Origin of the sequence: Trueperella sp. HMSC08H06, assembly GCF_001808465.1 — a bacterium.
GTDB classification, from domain to species: Bacteria; Actinomycetota; Actinomycetes; order Actinomycetales; family Actinomycetaceae; genus Trueperella; species Trueperella bernardiae.
In genome coordinates, this window is the sequence record NZ_KV793344.1 from 79,817 (window position 1) to 96,324 (window position 16,508).

12 protein-coding genes are annotated in these 16,508 nt (G+C 68.5%); 9 read left to right on the forward strand and 3 right to left on the reverse strand.

What is annotated here, in order from left to right; all coding sequences use genetic code 11:
- Window positions 1-3: 3 nt before the first annotated feature.
- Together HMPREF3174_RS02730 and HMPREF3174_RS02735 are read left to right on the forward strand one after the other, a co-directional pair.
- Window positions 4-2,937 carry an FAD-binding and (Fe-S)-binding domain-containing protein gene (locus tag HMPREF3174_RS02730; RefSeq protein ID WP_062613281.1) on the forward strand — a complete coding sequence of 978 codons (2,934 nt, stop codon included), beginning with the start codon at window positions 4-6 and terminating at the stop codon, window positions 2,935-2,937.
- 208 nt (window positions 2,938-3,145) lie between these two features.
- Window positions 3,146-4,678, forward strand: coding sequence for a hypothetical protein (locus HMPREF3174_RS02735; protein ID WP_070447778.1), 1,533 nt, complete (start codon window positions 3,146-3,148; stop codon window positions 4,676-4,678).
- Between the two features lie 153 nt (window positions 4,679-4,831).
- Here the strand turns inward: HMPREF3174_RS02735 and HMPREF3174_RS02740 are convergent, their stop codons facing one another.
- Window positions 4,832-5,869 carry an alpha/beta hydrolase gene (locus HMPREF3174_RS02740; protein WP_070447781.1) on the reverse strand — a complete coding sequence of 346 codons (1,038 nt, stop codon included), beginning with the start codon at window positions 5,867-5,869 and terminating at the stop codon, window positions 4,832-4,834.
- A gap of 7 nt (window positions 5,870-5,876) precedes the next feature.
- Window positions 5,877-7,136, reverse strand: coding sequence for a homoserine O-acetyltransferase MetX (locus tag HMPREF3174_RS02745; protein WP_070444832.1), 1,260 nt, complete (start codon window positions 7,134-7,136; stop codon window positions 5,877-5,879).
- 303 nt (window positions 7,137-7,439) lie between these two features.
- On the opposite strand from HMPREF3174_RS02745, the gene HMPREF3174_RS02750 reads away from it, so the two are divergent.
- Window positions 7,440-9,032, forward strand: coding sequence for a C40 family peptidase (locus tag HMPREF3174_RS02750; protein WP_148132150.1), 1,593 nt, complete (start codon window positions 7,440-7,442; stop codon window positions 9,030-9,032).
- A 116-nt stretch (window positions 9,033-9,148) separates the two neighbouring features.
- Here the strand turns inward: HMPREF3174_RS02750 and HMPREF3174_RS02755 are convergent, their stop codons facing one another.
- Window positions 9,149-9,676, reverse strand: a complete 528-nt coding sequence (locus HMPREF3174_RS02755) for an inorganic diphosphatase (RefSeq protein WP_062613290.1) — start codon at window positions 9,674-9,676, stop codon at window positions 9,149-9,151.
- Window positions 9,677-9,802: 126 nt separating this feature from the next.
- Between HMPREF3174_RS02755 and dacB the strand changes: the two genes are divergently transcribed.
- The 6 genes from dacB (at window position 9,803) to folE (ending at window position 16,507) form a co-directional block, all read left to right on the forward strand.
- A complete protein-coding gene (dacB, locus tag HMPREF3174_RS02760; RefSeq protein ID WP_070447898.1) occupies window positions 9,803-11,161 on the forward strand; it encodes a D-alanyl-D-alanine carboxypeptidase/D-alanyl-D-alanine endopeptidase in 1,359 nt (452 codons plus the stop codon).
- A gap of 129 nt (window positions 11,162-11,290) precedes the next feature.
- A complete protein-coding gene (locus HMPREF3174_RS02765; RefSeq protein WP_070444834.1) occupies window positions 11,291-12,169 on the forward strand; it encodes a zinc-dependent metalloprotease in 879 nt (292 codons plus the stop codon).
- Window positions 12,169-13,209, forward strand: a complete 1,041-nt coding sequence (tilS, locus tag HMPREF3174_RS02770) for a tRNA lysidine(34) synthetase TilS (protein ID WP_070447786.1) — start codon at window positions 12,169-12,171, stop codon at window positions 13,207-13,209. Before HMPREF3174_RS02765 ends, tilS begins: the two co-directional genes overlap by 1 nt.
- On the forward strand, window positions 13,206-13,763 hold the full coding sequence (gene hpt, locus HMPREF3174_RS02775) for a hypoxanthine phosphoribosyltransferase (RefSeq protein WP_070447788.1): 558 nt from the start codon (window positions 13,206-13,208) through the stop codon (window positions 13,761-13,763). Before tilS ends, hpt begins: the two co-directional genes overlap by 4 nt.
- Window positions 13,764-15,950: an ATP-dependent zinc metalloprotease FtsH gene (gene ftsH, locus HMPREF3174_RS02780; RefSeq protein ID WP_083297660.1), complete on the forward strand. Its 2,187-nt coding sequence runs from the start codon at window positions 13,764-13,766 to the stop codon at window positions 15,948-15,950. It begins immediately after the preceding gene.
- Window positions 15,947-16,507 (forward strand): GTP cyclohydrolase I FolE, encoded by a 561-nt coding sequence (gene folE, locus HMPREF3174_RS02785; protein WP_070447790.1) that lies wholly within the window; start codon window positions 15,947-15,949, stop codon window positions 16,505-16,507. Before ftsH ends, folE begins: the two co-directional genes overlap by 4 nt.
- Window position 16,508: the final 1 nt, after the last annotated feature.

Sequence of the window (16,508 nt, forward strand, 5' to 3'; positions counted from 1 at the left end):
ATCATGGAACCTACGCTTGCCCACGCGCTTGAGGCCGTCATCGAGGGGGACGTCCATTCCTCGCCCCGCGCTCGCGCCGAGTACGCGACGGACGCGTCGAATTATCGGGTCCCGCCGCAGGTGGTGGTGTGCCCCAAGAACGACGACGACGTCGCGGCCGTTCTGCGCATCTGCCGGGAGCGTTCGGTGCCACTGACGTCGCGCGGGGGTGGCACGTCGGTGGCGGGTAACGCGGTGGGTGAGGGCGTGGTCCTTGATTTTTCGCGTTACATGAATGCCATTGAGGTCGACCCGGTAGCGCGCACGGCCCGCGTCCAGCCGGGCGTGGTGATGAGCGATTTGCAGGCGGCGGCCGCCCCGTACGGCCTGCGCTTCGGCCCGGATCCTTCCACGCAAAATCGTGCCACGCTGGGTGGCATGATCGGCAACAACGCCTGTGGCCCGCACGCGGTGGCCTGGGGGCGAACGGCCGATAACGTGGTCTCCCTCGAGTGCCTGGACGGCATGGGCCGGCGCTTCACGGCCGGTGCGGGGGAGCTCAACGTGCCGGGGCTGGAGGCCCTCGTGGATGCCCACCTGGCCGACATTCGCAAAAACTTTGGCCGGTTTTCCCGCCAGGTCTCGGGCTATTCGCTCGAGCACCTCCTGCCCGAAGCCGGGCGCGACTTGGCGAAGATGCTGGTCGGCTCGGAGGGCACGCTCGTCGTGATGACGGAGGCGGTGGTGCGCCTGGTGCCGCTGGCGCAGACGCCCACGCTCGTGGTGCTCGGCTACCCGGACATGCCCGCGGCCGCCGACGCCGTGCCCGCGCTACTTCCCCATTCGCCGCTCGCGGTGGAGGGGATTGATGCGCAGCTGGTGGACGTGGTGCGGCGCAAGAAGGGCTCTGTGCCCGAGCTGCCGGAGGGCGGCGGCTGGCTGTTCATTGAGGTCGGGGCGCAGGAGGGCGAGGAGCTCGCGGTGGTCGAGGAGCGCGTGGCGGGCATCCTTCGCGACGCCGGCACCGACGCCGCCCGCGTCTGCCCGCCGGGGCCGGAGGCAACCGAGCTGTGGCGAATCCGCGCCGACGGTGCGGGGCTGGGCGGGCGGACGCCGTCGGGAGCCGCGGCCTGGCCGGGCTGGGAGGACTCGGCGGTGCCGCCGGAGAAGCTCGGCCCCTACTTGCGCGACCTGCGCGCCCTCATGGGTGCCAAGGGCCTGGACGGGCTCATGTACGGCCACTTCGGGGATGGGTGCGTGCATGTGCGCATTGACTTCCCGATCGAGGAGCTGGGCGGGGTGCCGGTGATGCGCGCGTTCATGGAGGAGGCCGCCGACGTGGCGGTGCGCTACGGCGGGTCGCTGTCAGGTGAGCACGGCGACGGGCGCGCCCGCTCCGAGCTGCTGACCCGCATGTACCCGCCGGAGGTCATCGAGCTGTTCGGCGCGGTCAAGGCACTCTTCGACCCGGAAGACGTGCTCAACCCGGGGGTGCTCGTGCGCCCGCGGCCCCTCGATTCTGACCTGCGCCGCCCCCACGCCTCGCCCAGTGAGTACGCCGGCGGCTTCCACTTCCGCGAGGACGACGCCGACCTCACCCGCGCCGTCCACCGCTGCACCGGCGTGGGCAACTGCCGGGCGAACCGCACGGGCGCGGGGTTTTTCATGTGCCCGTCGTACTTGGCCACGCGCGAGGAGAAGGACGCCACGCGCGGGCGGGCGCGCGTGTTGCAAGAGGCGACGAGCGGGAAGCTGATTAAGGGGTTCGCCGATGCGGCGCTGCGCGAGTCGCTCGACCTGTGCCTGGCGTGTAAAGCCTGCTCCTCCGACTGCCCCACGGGCGTGAACCTGGCCAAGTTCAAGTCCGAGGCGCTCTATCGAGGGTACAAGGGCAAGCTCCGTCCGCGCACGCACTACGTGCTGGGCAACCTGCCGCTGTTGGCCCGGTGGGCCACGGCCGTGCCCGGGGTGGCGGCAATCGCGAACGCGGCGCTCAAGGTCACGCCGCTGCGCAAGCTGGCCTTCGCCGTGGCTGGGCTGGACTCGCGCCGGCAGATGCCCGGGTTCGCTACGACGCGATTTTCCAAGCTCGCGCGGGCCGAGCAGGCCGAGATGCGGCGGGTCGGCGGCGAGCTGGCCGGGGCTGGCGCCGGCGAGGAGTCGCGGGTGCGGGCGGGGGCCGGGGACGGCGTCGTCGGCGCGCACGAGCTGGGGAAAAAGTACGTGATGCTGTGGGCCGACTCGTTCTCCGAGACGCTCGATACCACGGGCGCGCAGGCCATGGTGGCCGTGTTGCAGCGGGCGGGGTACACGGTGCTCATCCCGCCGTCGGACACGTGTTGCGGGCTGACGTGGATCACCACCGGGCAGCTGGGGCACGCGAAGAAGGAACTCACGCACCTGTTGGATGTGCTGGCGCCGTTCGCGGCGTCGGGGATCCCAATTGTGGGCGTGGAGCCGTCGTGTACGGCGGTGCTGCGCGAGGACATGCCCGACCTACTCGATGACGCCCGCGCCGGCCTCGTCTCCCACATGACCTACACGCTCGCCGAGCTGCTGACCGCGCCCGCACCGATAGGGCCGGAGGTGTGGACGCCGCCGGACCTCAGCGGCCTCACGGTGGTGGCCCAACCGCACTGCCACCACTACTCGGTCATGGGCTGGCTTGCCGACGCGGAGCTGCTGCGCCGCGCCGGCGCCGACCTCACCACGGTCTCAGGATGCTGCGGGCTCGCCGGCAACTTTGGCATGGAGAAGGGGCACTACGAGGTATCGGTCAAGGTTGCCGCCAACGACCTGTTGCCCAAACTCGCCGCCGCCCCCGACGATGCCGTCTACCTCGCCGACGGTTTCTCCTGCCGCACCCAGGCCGCCCAGCTGGCGGGCGACCAGGGCGTGCACCTCGCCGAACTCCTGCGCGACGGGGTGGCCGTGCGGCGCAAGGGCGGGCGCCGGTAGGGTGCGGCTGTGGTGGCCGGGCGGCGTCGTGAACGAGCCGGGCAGGAAGCCGGGGCGCGCCGTCGTTGGGCGGTTGGCTACGGGCGCGCGGGCGGGCACGGAAGGCGTGGTTGGCCGCGTGGCTGTCGGCAAGTCCACTTCACGGATGAGGCGGCGCCCATCCGGGGCCGGTAGGCTGGAATAAACTGAGGTGCGGGAAGGAGAACGCGTGGTGGTTTTCGCATTGCATCAGGGGCGCCTGGTGGCGGCGGCGCAGTCCGTGCCCAGTGAGGCGAGCCCCGAAATCCTTGACGCCGTACGCTCCCAAATCTTTGACTTTATCGGCCAACCGCTGTTCGGCGTGGGCTGGGCGGACCAGACCTTCCTCGCGCTTGATACGACGGGGCAGGTGGTGAGCGTTGACGTCGTGGAGGCGCTCTCCGCCCAGGACTTCAGCGCGGCGCTCACGCGCGCCGGCCGGCACGCCCAGATGAGCCGGGCCGCGCTCGGGCAGATGTACCCCGGCGGGCTCGAGTCCTTCGACGCCGACTACCGCGCCTTCGTCGACTCCGCTCCGCCGCGCACGGCGCCCGGGCCGCGCCTGCACATCTTCTCCCTGGCCTACGACACCGATGTCCTGTGCCCTATCCTCGCCCTGCGCGGCGGTGGGGTGGAGGCCCATCGGGTGCTGGCCTATCAGAGCGCGCAGGGACTGCTGGTAGAGATCGCCGAGCTGGCTGAGCTGCCCGCGGCGCTGCCGTGGGCGGGAGAGGCGGTTGAGCCGGAGCTCGTTGCGGAGGAGTCGGCTACCGAAGAGGTCGTTGAGGGGGCGCCGGCCGAGGACGTGCCGGCCGAAGTGGTTAATGCTGCTGAGCCGGCGGCCGAAGAGCCGGCGGCGGACGTTGCAGAACCCGCCGAAGATGTGGCTGAGGCTGTTGAGGTTGCCGAGGTGGCCGACGTCGCGGAGCCTGAAGTCACGGCGGAGCCGTCGCCGGAGGCGGAGGAGATCGTCGACCGCGCCCAGCGCTACGACGACGCCTGGGACATCAGCGGCTGGCGCTTTGAGAAGGAGAGGCCGGCGAAGAGGTCGGCGTCGGAGGTCATGTCCACGGTGGAGTCCCGCCGAACCTCGCGGGAGAGCCGCCGGGCGCTGAGCGAGGAGGCCCGGGATCTCTTGGAAAAGAACCGCCAGGACGTGGGACCCACCATGTACGACCAACTCATGAGCGAGGCCAAGCGCCCCGAACAGCGCCTGTGGGATATGAGCGCGCCGAAGGATCACGGTGCCACCATTTACTCGGAGCAGGCTTCGTCGGTGGCCTCGCAGGAGGCGGTGACCCGCGCGGCAATGCGCCCGTGGAAGTCGCTGGCTCCTGCTAAGCCTGCACCTGCCGGCTCGCCCGCGCCTGGGCCCCAGCGCGCCGACAGCACCGATCGCGCGGCCGCGCCTGAGTCTGCTACCCAGCTCGCGGCTAACACGCGTGAGCCCAACATTGACTCCACGGACCTGCCCGAGCCCCTGCCGCGGATGCAGCAGGTCGTGGCCGAGGTGGGCGCTGTTGACGTGACGTGGCGCTCGCGGCGCCGCCGCCGGCGCAGCCTTTCCGCGCGGCTGACAGAGACCGGCCTGCTCGAGGTGGAGGGCAAGGGCGTGTTTGCGGATCCGTCGCAGGCTGCGGTGGCGGCTTCGGGCATGATCGGCGCGGACGGCTGGCGCATGTGGCTCGTCCCGGACGGCCGCTCCTTCGGCGAGATCGCCTAGCGCAGCACCCCCGCCCCGCTCCGGTACCCGCGCCGATTTGGGCGCCGATAATCCGTGTTACTGGCTTGGTTCCTGCTCGGCTCTGGCTCCCGTCGTCACAAGTCGTGAATCTGAGGGCGAGCGGGCTTCTATAGCGATCGGTAGCCGGTATTTTCACGAGTTGTGTCGGCCAGGCCCCGGGTCTGGTCGAACAGCGCCGCGGACGAAGCGCTCGATGTGGCCGTAGGCGTACTGGCGGGCGGAGCGCCGGGAGAGTAGTACGTCGTGGATGGCGTCCGGCACCTTGACCAGGGTGGTTACCCGCCCGAGCCAGGGCACGCGCTTCCAGATTTGGTCGACGTTGAGGACGGTGTCGGCGTGGCGCATCTGGTCATTCCACGTGTCGGAGTAGAAGGTCTGCGCGCTGGTGAGCACCAGGATCGGGCACTGGATGTCGAGCCCTTGGGCCACGCGCTCGTGCCCGTTGGCGATCGCGCGTAGCCAGCCGGCTCGGATGGGGAAGGAGGGCACTTGCCGGTAGCGCGGGTCGGGGTGCCAGCCGCCGTCGGTGACGAACGGGTCATCGCAGGGATCGGCGCTGGCTGCGGCGCGTTCCTCGTCGGTCATGTAGCCGGTCAAGAGCCGGTGGTAGAAGTCGTTGCCGGGCATGGGGATGACGGTGGTGCGCGAGAGGCGATGGATTGTGTCGAGGATGGGCTGGCTGGCGAGGCGCAGCGCGGTCTGGCCTTGGAATTCGAGCCAGGGGGAGTTGAGGATGACGCCGGCGAGGGCATCGGGGTGGCGGTCGGCCCAGAGTGTGGCGGTGAGGCCGCCGGTGGAGTGGCCATAGAGGAAGAGCGGGACGGTGTCGCCGAGTTCGGAGTAGATGACGTCGAGCGCTTCGTGGATCTCCTCGTCGTACGTGGATAGGTCCTCGATGTAGCCCCACATTTGGTCGTCGAGGTGCGAGCGGCCGTATTTGCGCAGGTCAATGGCGTAGAAGCGCCCGCCCATGCGCTCCACTTCGAGTGCGAACTCGTACTGGTAGAAGTAGTCGTTCCAGCCGTGGATTGCCAGCACCGCGAACGTGGGTGCGCTGTCCCCAGGCCGGTAGGTCACGAGTGTGGCGCGGTTGGGCCCGAACTCGTCGTCGTGCAGGGGGAGGACGCGCTGGTAGAAGCCGTCCCCGAGGAAATCAGGTGTCCACGACATGCCACCATTATTGCACCCGGCGCGCGCGGGCGGGGAAGAGTGCGGGGTCGTCGAGGAAGTCGCGCAGGATGGCCGTGACCTGGTTGTTTTCGATGAGGAAGCCGTCGTGGCCGTAGGCGGAGTGCACGGTTCGCAGCGGGCGCGCGCCGGGGAGGGCGGCGGCGAGCGCGGCCATGTCAGCGGGGTAGAACAGCCGGTCTGAGTCGACTGCCACCACGAGTGCGGGCATGGTCAGGTTTGCGACGACGGCGGGGGTGCCGCCGCGGCCTCGCCCGATGTCGTGGGTGATCATCGACTGGGAGATTGTGAGATAGGAGTTTGCGTCAAAGCGGGCGGCGAGCTTGTAGGCGTGGTGATCCAGATACGAGGAGACGGCGTAGCGGCCGCCGGCGAGTGGATCTTCGCCCTCTTGGGGCGTGCGGCCGAAGCGCTGGTGGAGTTCGAGCGGGCTGCGGTAGGTAATATGTGCGAGCTCGCGGGCGAGGCCCAGGCCGCGGTGGGGGCCGGCGCCGTCGGGAAGGTGATAGTAGTCGCCGCCGTTGAAGGCGGGGTCGAGGGCGATGGCCTGATTTTGGGTTTTTTGGTAGGCGATCTGCTCGGCAGTGGTGGCCGGGCCCGCCACTAGCACGGCGATCGCCCCGCACATGCGCGGGTACGACGCCGCCCACTCCATCACCCGGTTGCCGCCGAAGGACGCGCCGGCGACGAGCGCCCAGCGGCTCACGCCGAGCCGGTCGGCCAAGAGGTTTTCCGCCGCACACATATCCCTGATCGTGATCTCGGGGAAGCGCGAGCCCCACGGCTTGCCGTCGGGGGCGATGGAGGCCGGGCCGGTCGAGCCCTGGCAACCACCCAGTACGTTGGGGCAGACCACGAACCAGCGGTCGGTGTCGATGGCTTTGCCCGGGCCGACGATCTCGTTCCACCAGCCGTCCGTGCCGTCCTTCGAGGTGGCGTGAGAGTCGCCCGTGAGGGCGTGGCACAGCAGGATCGCGTTCGAGCCGTCCGGGCTGAGCGTGCCCCAGGTCTCGAAGGCGAGCGTGACGTGGATTGTGCCGCCAAGCTCGAGGGGAAGTGGGCCGAGGTCTGCGAACTGGCGCTCGCCGGGCTCGTCGCCGTCGCGCCAGGCGCCGGTGGCCGGCAGGGGCTTACGGGAGAGGGGCGGGTGGTAGCCGGTGTCGAAGTCCGCCACGGGGGCGGCGTCGGTGACGGGCGTGAGCGGCGGGTAGCCCACAAGGAAAGGCGGGTAAGAAGCGTCGGGTGTCATGGAGGTCCTCATCGTAGATCACGGGCATGTCAAGGGCACCCGCCAGGAAGGGGCCGGTGCCCGCTCTACATTCGCTTCATGCCTCCACCATAGGGCGCGCCCGAAAGGGGCGCAACGGGATGACGCGGCATGAGACAGCGGCAAGATCGCGGGCGTGTGACAGTTGTTAATGGTGAGAATGAAGTAAATAAAGTGAATTGTGATTCTCGTGTTTCATTTTGTAACGAATGGGTATACGGTGGTGGGTGAAAACGCGTTGTCAAGCCGACACGCCCGCACGCATCACACATATGGAGGTGGCTGGTGGCACGTAAGTCACTGGTAATGCTCTCAGCCTTCGGGTTGGCATGGTCCTTCGCGCTACCCGCACAGGCAACTCCCATCTCGGGAAACGACATCGAGGATTCGTACGCTGCGCAAGAGCAGACCGCTCGCTCGCTGGCCGATCTCGAACTGGAGTTGACGCGCCTGGCACAGGAGTCGGACGCCGCCACGGCCGCTGCCGCCGAGGCGGAGGCTGCCTCGATCATCGCGCAGTCGGATCTGTCAGACGCGATCTCCGAAGCGATCGCCGCTCAGGAGAAGGCAAACGCTGCGAACGATGACCTGCAGGTCGCGCGTCGTGAACTCGGTTCTGTCTCGCAGGCGATGTACAAGAATCAAGCGGGCGAGGTCACGCAGTCCTACTACCTCTTCGGTGCGGACTCGATGGAGGACGCGAATAAGCGCTCGCAGGTCTTCGGCGCGGTGGCGAACTCGGTTGACTCCAGGGTGCAGCGCTTCCAGGCGCTCGAGGAAGTGGCGCGTGTGCTCCAGGAAGAGGCCGACGCCGCCGCGGAGGCCCAGACCAAGGCCGCGGACGAAGTGACCGCCAAGGCCGACGCCGCGAAGGCCGCCGCCGAATCCCAGAAGCAGATCCTCTCCTCGGCCCAGGCCCAGCGCGATGGCCTGGCCTCGGAGCTAGCCGCACGTCGTGGTACCACGGAGGAGCTGGAGCGCGCACGCCTCGCCCAGCTCGAACAGGAGCGTCAGGGCAAGGCGGAAGCCGCCGCGAACCTCGTGCGCGCCCAGGCCGAGCAGGTCCGCCAGGAGCGCGCCACGTCGGACGCTCAGGCCGCTGTCGACCAGTTGGCCACCAATGCTGCTGCTGCCGACGCCGCCGCGAACGCCGCCGAGAAGGAGGCCCAGCGCCTCGCCGAAGAAGCGAAGAACTCCTCGGGTGCGGGCAAGGCCAACACGGAGAAGGCTGCCAAGGAGGCCGCTGACTTCGCTGCCGCCCAGCGTGCGCAGGCTGATCGCATCGCCGCCCAGAAGGCCGCCGCCGAGCAGGCCCAGAGGATCGCCGCGGAGAAGGAGGCGGCCGCTAAGGCTGCTGCCGAAAAGGCCGCGGCGGAGAGGGCCGCGAAGGAGGCCGCTGACAAGGCGGCACGCGAGAAGGCGGAGAAGGAGGCGGCTGCCAAGGCTGCCGCTGAGAAGGCGGCTAGAGATGCCGCCGCCAAGGCCGAGAAGGAGGCCGCGAACAAGGCCGCCCAGAACGCGCCGACGTCGGGCTCGGGCCAGGCCCTGGTCAACTACGCACGCCAATTCGCCGGTGTCCCGTATGTGTGGGGCGGCGTCTCGCCCACCTCGGGTTGGGACTGCGTGGGCTTCGTGTGGTATGTCCACCAGCGCTTCGGGGTGACCACCCCGCGCCGCACTGGCCAGTCTGTCACCCAGTTCTGGGGCGCCTACCGCCAGGTGCCGGCCTCCCAGGCCCAGCCCGGTGACGTCATGTGGTGGCCCGGCCACGTGGGAATCTACACCGGCAACGGCATGCACATTGCCGCCTGGAACCCGTCGATGGGCACCCAGGAGCGCGCGGTGTGGGGTAACCCGATTTACCTGCGCGTCCGCTAAGAACCATCCCGTCAAGGAACACGCCTAGAAGAGGAGGCCACCCCAGCCGGGGCGGCCTCCTCTTCTAGGCTTTGCGGCTTTCCGGGCTTTGCTTCTTCGCTCAGCCCCGGCGCCTGCTACTTCATGTTGTCGGGGTGGATGTTCGGGTTGTGCTCGTAGTAGCCGGTGTCGATCGCGCGCTGGAAGGAGGCGCGGATCTCCGCCTCGGTTTCTTCGCGGCCCACCCAGTGGGCGCCCTCCACCGACTTGCCGGGCTCCAGGTCCTTGTAGACCTCGAAGAAGTGCTGGATCTCGAGGCGGTGGAATTCGGAGATGTCCTCGAGCTCGGTGCGCCAGGAGGCTCGCTGGTCGCCCGTGGGGACGCAGACCACCTTGTCGTCGCCTCCCGCCTCGTCCTTCATGCGGAACATGCCGAGCGCGCGGCAACGGATCACGCAGCCGGGGAAGGTGGGCTCGTCGAGGAGCACGAGCGCGTCGAGCGGATCGCCGTCTTCGCCGAGCGTGCCGTCGATAAAGCCGTAATCGTCAGGGTAGCGGGTGGAGGTGAAGAGCATCCGGTCGAGCCGAATGCGGCCGGTCTTGTGGTCCACCTCGTACTTGTTGCGGTTCCCCTTCGGGATTTCGATGGTGACGTCGAAGTCCATTACTCTCTCCTTCGCTGTTGAACTGACCACCATTCTAGCCCGCGGTTTGAACATTTTTGCGTGTCATTGCGGCTTTCGTGCGCACATGTGTCCACGCGCTGCGCCTGGGTGTGGGAAGATGGCAAGGTGTGGAAGAGAGTTGTTGCGGCGCTCGCGGTGATCTTGGCCTGTACCTACGTTTTCGCTGATGCCTGGGACCTTGCCCCGGGCCCGCTCACCACGAAGCCGGAGCCGGCCCACCCGTTGCCGTATCCGACGTTGGATGCGGTGGTGGCGGAGGCCCCGGAGGTTGAGGAGTCGGATGCGAGCGCGCCATCGGGCGACGCCGTGGCCTCCCTCATCTCGGCTTTGGCAAACGCCGAGTCGAATACGGGCCAGACCTCGGTGATTGTCACGGATCCACGCACGGGCGAGGTGATAGCCTCCTACAATGCGTCGCGTGCGGCCACGCCGGCGTCAAACATGAAGCTGGTGACGGCCCGGGCGGCGCTCGACGTGCTCGGCCCCGAGACCACCCTGCCCACGGTCGCCGCGCTGTCCGGCAACACGCTCTACCTGATCGGCGGGGGCGACGTGCTCCTCACCGACGGCGCGGGCGATCCCACTGTGACCCGTGGCCGGGCGGGCCTGGCGGACCTCGCCGCGAAGGTGGCCGAGGCGCTCACTAGCCGTTCGGACGTGTCCGGGCCGCTCGAGCTCGTCGTCGATTCGAGCCTGTTCGAGGGCCCGCTTCATTACGACGACATCGAGGGCGCCGACCGGGGCTACGTCATGGAGCTGCGCCCGATCGCCGTCGACCGCGGGCGCGTGCAGGGGATGGGCTACCGCCCGAACCCGGACCTGCTGGCCGGCGAGGCGTTCGCCGAACAGTTGCGGGCGGCGGGCGTCGAGGTCGGGGAGGCGAGCCGCGGGAAGGCGCCCGACGGCGCCGCCCTGTTGGCCCGCGTCGAGTCCGCGCCGGTACGTGCCCTGGTGGACCTCCTGCTCACCGAGTCGGACAACTCGGTCTCGGAGGTCATGGGGCACCTGGTGGCGATCGCGAAGGGCAAGCCGGCCACGTTCGCCGGATCCTCGCAGGCGATCGCGGAGGTGCTGCGGGCGGCGGGTTACCCGATGGATGGCGTCGTGCTGGCGGATGCCTCGGGGCTGTCGGCGTCAAACAGGGTGACCGCCGAGCTGCTGACCTCGATTTTGCTTGACGTGTGGCGCTGCGAGGAGTGCCCGTTCGCCGCCCTGCCCGCGGGCCTGCCGGTGTCGGCCCTGGATGGCACGCTTCAAGACCGCTTCACCGGCTCGGACGCGGAAGGGCAGGTCCGGGCCAAGACGGGCACGCTCGTGCAGGCGACCTCCCTGTCCGGCTTCCTGCGCACGGAGGCTGGCTACCCGCTCATCTTCTCCATCCTGCTCGACCAGCTCGAGGAAGGCACCGCGCCCGGCTCGCGCGCGCTCATCGATTCTTTCGTGGCGGACCTCACGAAGTTGTAGCGGGCCCCGTGGCGGGCCGTGTTTCACGACGCCGTCCGCGCTGGTCGCGGGCCCGTGCCTGGGCGTCGTGGGTTTGCGCCTTGAGCGACTTTTCTCGCGAGTGTCGGAGGGGCACATTACCCTTGAGACATGATTGATCACAGCAAGGTTCACCGGGCTGCGCGCGTGCTGTCGGGCGGCGGTCCGGAGGTCAGCCCAGCCAAGGCTCGCGCGCTCGTCACTGACCTGCGCGCGCAGGCGAAGCGCGCCCCGGGTATCGTCGCCTCCGTCACGGGCCTGGCCGAGGCGGCCGAGCACGCGACGGCGGTGGAGGTCAAGGTGGTGGACCGAGCCACGTGGGCGAGTGCGGGCGCGGTGTCGATTGAGAACATGATCCCGGGTCGGGACGTGGTGGGAACGCTCGAGGGTGCGGTGGTGTTCTCGGCCGTGGCCGCAAAGGTGCTCGGCCAGTTCGATCCGTTCTCGGAACCGGAGCGCCTGTACCTGGTGGCGCCGAACGTGGCCGCCTTCCGCATGAACTTCGATCTGGACCGGCGGGATTTGTGCCTGTGGGTGGCCGTCCACGAACTCACGCACGCCACCCAGTTCGCCGCGGCCCCCTGGCTCAAACCTGAGTTGGCGAAGCGGGCCGGGCAACTGATGGACGCCTTCAACTCAAATGCGGGGGTGGAGGAGGCGCTGGCGAACGTCACGGCCGTCATGTCGCTGCTCGAGGGGCACGCCGAATACGTGATGAACAACGTGCCCACCACGCGCATCCCCTCCCGCCAGCGCATCGTGTCTGCCATGGCGGCCCAGCGCGCGGGCAGCAACCCGATCGTGGCGTTCCTCGTGCGCAAGCTGGGCCTGGATAAGAAGACGGCGCAGTACGCGGCGGGGGAGACGTTCGTGAAGTACGTGGTGCGCGAGCGCGGCATGGAGTTTTTCAACAAGGTGTGGCTGGCGCCCGAGCATCTGCCCACGCCCGCGGAGCTGGCCGACCCGGCGGCCTGGATCGAGCGCATGTAATGTCCTTCCCGGCCCCTGCCCTCACCGCCGCCCGCCACGCCATGAGCGAGGCGCTCGCCCCCATCCCCGATGGGGGCTCGGTCCTGCTCGCCGTGTCCGGCGGCTCGGACTCGATGGCGCTGACGAAGGTGGCAATGTGGGCCAGCGCGGGCCGGGTGGAGGTTCTCGCGGCCACGGTGGACCACGGGCTACGCCCCGAATCGGGGCGTGAGGCACTGGCGGTGGAACGGTACCTGAGGGGAGTGGTGGACACCCCGATTGCCACGCGCGTGGAGGTAGCCGCAGCGGGCGGGGACGGGCCGGAGGGCAACGCCCGCGCGGCCCGCTACGCCAGGCTGGCTGAGATCGCACGGGCCGGCGGGGAGCTCAAGGGGTGTGGCCCGCTCACCGTGCTCCTCGGCCACACGGCCGACGACCAGGCCGAGACGGTGCTCATGGGGCTCGGGCGCGGCTCCGGCACCCGCTCGATTGCGGGCATGGCCCGCCGCGGCCACCTGCCAGGCCACCCCGACGTGCCGATGGTCCGCCCCTACCTCCACCTGCGCCGCGGCGAGCTGCGCGCGGTCTGCCGGGTGCTCGACCTGCCGTGGCTGGAGGACCCGTCCAACGATGTGGATGGGCCGTGGCGTTCGGCCGATGGCGGCCCGCTTCGCCGCTCGCAGATCCGCCACAGGGCCATGCCGGCGCTGGAGGAGGTGCTGGGCCACGGCGTCGTCGACTCACTGTGCCGCACGGCGCACATGGCGCGGGAGGACGACGCGGCGCTGTCGAAGATCGCGGAGCGGGTGCGGGCGGACGTAACTGGGCCGGAGGGGATCGACGTGCGAGCGCTGGCACGTGCCCCACGGGCGGTGCGAACCCGGGTCCTACGCGAGGCGGCGGGCGGCGTCGGGCGCCCTGGTGACATTGTTTACTGGCACATTGACGCGCTTGATAGGCTCGTGTGCGGGGCGGACAATAATCGTGAACTCGATCTACCCGGCGCCCATGCCTGCCGGCGAGCCAACCTTTTAACCATCACAAGAGCGGAGAAGTCATGAATCTTGAGGATTGCAAAGATGACGTGGTGAAGATCGTCGTCACAGAGGAGCAGATTAAGGAGCGCCTGGCCGAAATGGGAGCCCAGATCAGCGAGGACTACAAGGATGAGGACTCACTACTGCTCGTGGGCGTGCTGCGCGGGGCCATCATGGTGATGGCTGACCTGTCGCGGCAGATCTCCGTGCCCCTGCACATGGACTGGATGGCGGTCTCCTCCTACGGCGCCTCCACGAAGACGTCGGGTGTGGTGCGCATCCTCAAGGACCTGGACACGGAGCTGGAGGGCCTCAACATCCTCATCGTCGAAGACATCATTGACTCGGGCCTCACCCTCGACTGGCTGCAGCAAAACCTCGTCACCCGCGGGGCGAAGTCGGTCAAGATCGCCACCCTGCTGCGCAAGCCGGACGCGGCGAAGGTCAAGGTGGACGTGGAATACGTCGGCTTCGACATCCCCAACGAATTCGTGGTCGGCTACGGGCTCGACTACGCCGAGGACTACCGCCACCTTCCCTTTGTGGGTGTCCTCGCTCCCCACGTGTACGGAGGTTAAATGTCTAATCGACAGCGACGCAGCCTGGAGGACTTCAACCGGAGGGGCCGCAAGGCCAAGCAGGGAGGCGATGCGGATGAAGGCCCGCGCTCGAAGCGCGAGCGCAAGGAACAGGAGGAGCGCGAGCGCAAGCAGCGGCGCATCTTCTGGGGGATCATGAGCGCCCTGACCGTGGGTGCCATGCTTATTTTCTTCTTCTTCAACCCCGCCGGCTTCACGCAGGTTAAGACCAGCGAGGGCCGCCAGATCCTGCAGTCGCAGTCGATTGAGCGCATCCAGGTTACCGACGGCAGCCAGATCGTCCAGATCTGGCTCAAGGACGACTACAAGCCCACCGACCTGGAGGGCAAGAAGCAAAAGCCCACGAAGAAGGTCCAGTTCCAGTACACGGACCCGGAGGGCGACGCGATGCTCGGGCTTGTGCAGAGGGCGAAGTCTGAAAACGGGTACAACTCGATCGTGCCGCAGCAGTCGCTGCTGTTCTCCCTGCTATCCTTTATGCTGCCGATGCTGCTGATCGTGGGTTTGTTCTTCTGGATGATCCCCAAAATGCAGGGGCGGATGAACGAATTTGGCAAGGTCAAACGCGACGGGGTCGAATCGGACCTGCCGGACGTGACGTTTGCCGACGTCGCCGGCGTCGACGAGGCAGTCGAAGAGCTACGCGAGATCAAGGAGTTCATCGAGACTCCGGAGAAGTTTTACAAGATGGGGGCGAAGATCCCGCGCGGCGTGCTGCTCTACGGGCCGCCGGGAACCGGCAAGACGCTGCTGGCGAAGGCCGTGGCAGGCGAGGCCGGCGTGCCCTTCTTCCACATCTCGGCCTCCGAGTTCGTGGAGATGTTCGTGGGCGTGGGTGCCTCCCGCGTGCGTGACCTGTTTACGAAGGCCAAGAAGGTGGCCCCGGCGATCATCTTTGTGGACGAGATCGACGCGGTCGGGCGCAACCGCGGCGCCGGGATCGGCGGCGGCAATGACGAGCGCGAGCAGACTCTGAACCAGCTGCTGGTGGAGATGGACGGCTTTGACGAGCGCACGAACGTCATTGTCATTGCGGCCACCAACCGGCCCGACGTTCTCGACCCGGCGTTGCTGCGCCCCGGCCGCTTCGACCGGCAGATCGGCGTGGACGCGCCGGACCTGCCCGGACGCCAGGAGATCCTCAAGGTCCATGCCGACGGCAAGCCGTTGGAAGAGGGGGTCTCGCTCGAGTCGATCGCCCGCCGCACGCCCGGTTTCTCCGGAGCGGACCTGGCAAACCTGTTGAACGAGGCGGCGCTCCTTGCGGCCCGCCGCGGGCACACGAAGATTGATGAGGACGACATCGACGAGGCGATCGACCGCGTGATCGCTGGACCGCAGCGCCGCACCCGGGTGATGAACCCGAAGGAGAAGCGGATGACCGCCTACCATGAGGCCGGCCACGCCGTGGCCGCCGCGGCGCTCAACCACACCGACCCGGTCACGAAGGTGACGATCCTGCCGCGCGGGCGGGCCCTGGGCTACACGATGGTCATGCCCACCGAGGATCGGTACTCCACCTCTCGCCACGAGCTGCTGGACGAAATGGTCTACGCGATGGGCGGGCGCGCGGCGGAGGAGGTCGTGTTCCACGATCCCACCACGGGCGCCTCGAACGACATCCAGAAGGCCACCTCGGTGGCGCGCAAGATGGTCACCGAATACGGCATGTCGCAGCGGGTGGGGGCCGTGCGCCTCACGGCAGACGACTCCGATCCCATGACTCGGATGGGCGGCGGGCAGGCCCGCGAGCACTCCGATGACCTGGCCCGGATCGTGGACGAGGAAGTGCGCACCTTGCTCGACCGCGCCGCCCAAGAGGCATGGCAGATCATGATGGACAACCGCCACGTGCTCGACCGCCTCACCTCCGTGCTCCTGGAAAAGGAGACCGTGCTCGAGGGCGAACTCAAGGAAATCTTCAAGGACATCGTCAAGGCGCCGGCGCGCCAGCTGTGGCTGTCCTCGCCCGAGCGGCCCGTGTCCGACCTGCCGCCCGTGCCGCTGCCTGAGGCCCCGAAGGCCGACGACGAAGCCGAGGCTGGCGAGGGTTCTCATGCAGGGGCTGGAGACAGTGCCGACGCCGGCCAGGACAAGAACGCCGAGGACAGTGCCGAGGGCGGGCGGCCGTCGTCGGGAAGCGAGCCCGAAGGAGGAATCAAGTGAGCGTGGACGTTGAGCGCGCACAGGCCGCCGTCCGTGAACTTCTCTTTGCGATTGGGGAGGACCCGGACCGCGACGGCCTGATTGACACCCCGGCCCGCGTGGCCCGGTCGTATGCGGAGATCTTTTCCGGCCTGGACGAGGACCCGGGCGAGCACCTGGAGAAAGTGTTCGACGTGGGGCACCAGGAGATGGTGCTCGTGCGGGACATTCCGGTGTATTCGATGTGCGAGCACCACCTGTTGCCGTTCCACGGCGTGGCCCACGTGGGCTACATCCCCGGAGCGGACGGCCGGGTGACCGGCCTGTCGAAGCTGGCCCGGCTGGTCGAGGGCTATGCGCATCGGCCACAGGTCCAAGAGCGGCTCACCACCCAGGTGGCGGAGGCGATCTACGAGCGGTTGGGTGCGACAGGCGTGATCGTCGTCGTGGAGGCGGAGCACCTGTGCATGTCGATGCGCGGGGTGCGTAAGCCGGGGACGCGCACGGTGACGTCGGCCGTGCGGGGCACGATGCACGATCCGGCCACGCGCGCCGAAGCGATGAGCCTAGTGAGGTAGC

Bases quoted from the DNA above. Each gene is read 5' to 3' on its own strand.
- HMPREF3174_RS02730 (WP_062613281.1), top strand. From the start codon at position 4: ATGGAACCTACGCTTGCCCACGCGCTTGAGGCCGTCATCGAGGGGGAC.
- HMPREF3174_RS02740 (WP_070447781.1), bottom strand. From the start codon at position 5,869: ATGTCGTGGACACCTGATTTCCTCGGGGACGGCTTCTACCAGCGCGTC.
- HMPREF3174_RS02745 (WP_070444832.1), bottom strand. From the start codon at position 7,136: ATGACACCCGACGCTTCTTACCCGCCTTTCCTTGTGGGCTACCCGCCG.
- HMPREF3174_RS02755 (WP_062613290.1), bottom strand. From the start codon at position 9,676: ATGGACTTCGACGTCACCATCGAAATCCCGAAGGGGAACCGCAACAAG.
- HMPREF3174_RS02765 (WP_070444834.1), top strand. From the start codon at position 11,291: ATGATTGATCACAGCAAGGTTCACCGGGCTGCGCGCGTGCTGTCGGGC.
- tilS (WP_070447786.1), top strand. From the start codon at position 12,169: ATGTCCTTCCCGGCCCCTGCCCTCACCGCCGCCCGCCACGCCATGAGC.
- hpt (WP_070447788.1), top strand. From the start codon at position 13,206: ATGAATCTTGAGGATTGCAAAGATGACGTGGTGAAGATCGTCGTCACA.
- ftsH (WP_083297660.1), top strand. From the start codon at position 13,764: ATGTCTAATCGACAGCGACGCAGCCTGGAGGACTTCAACCGGAGGGGC.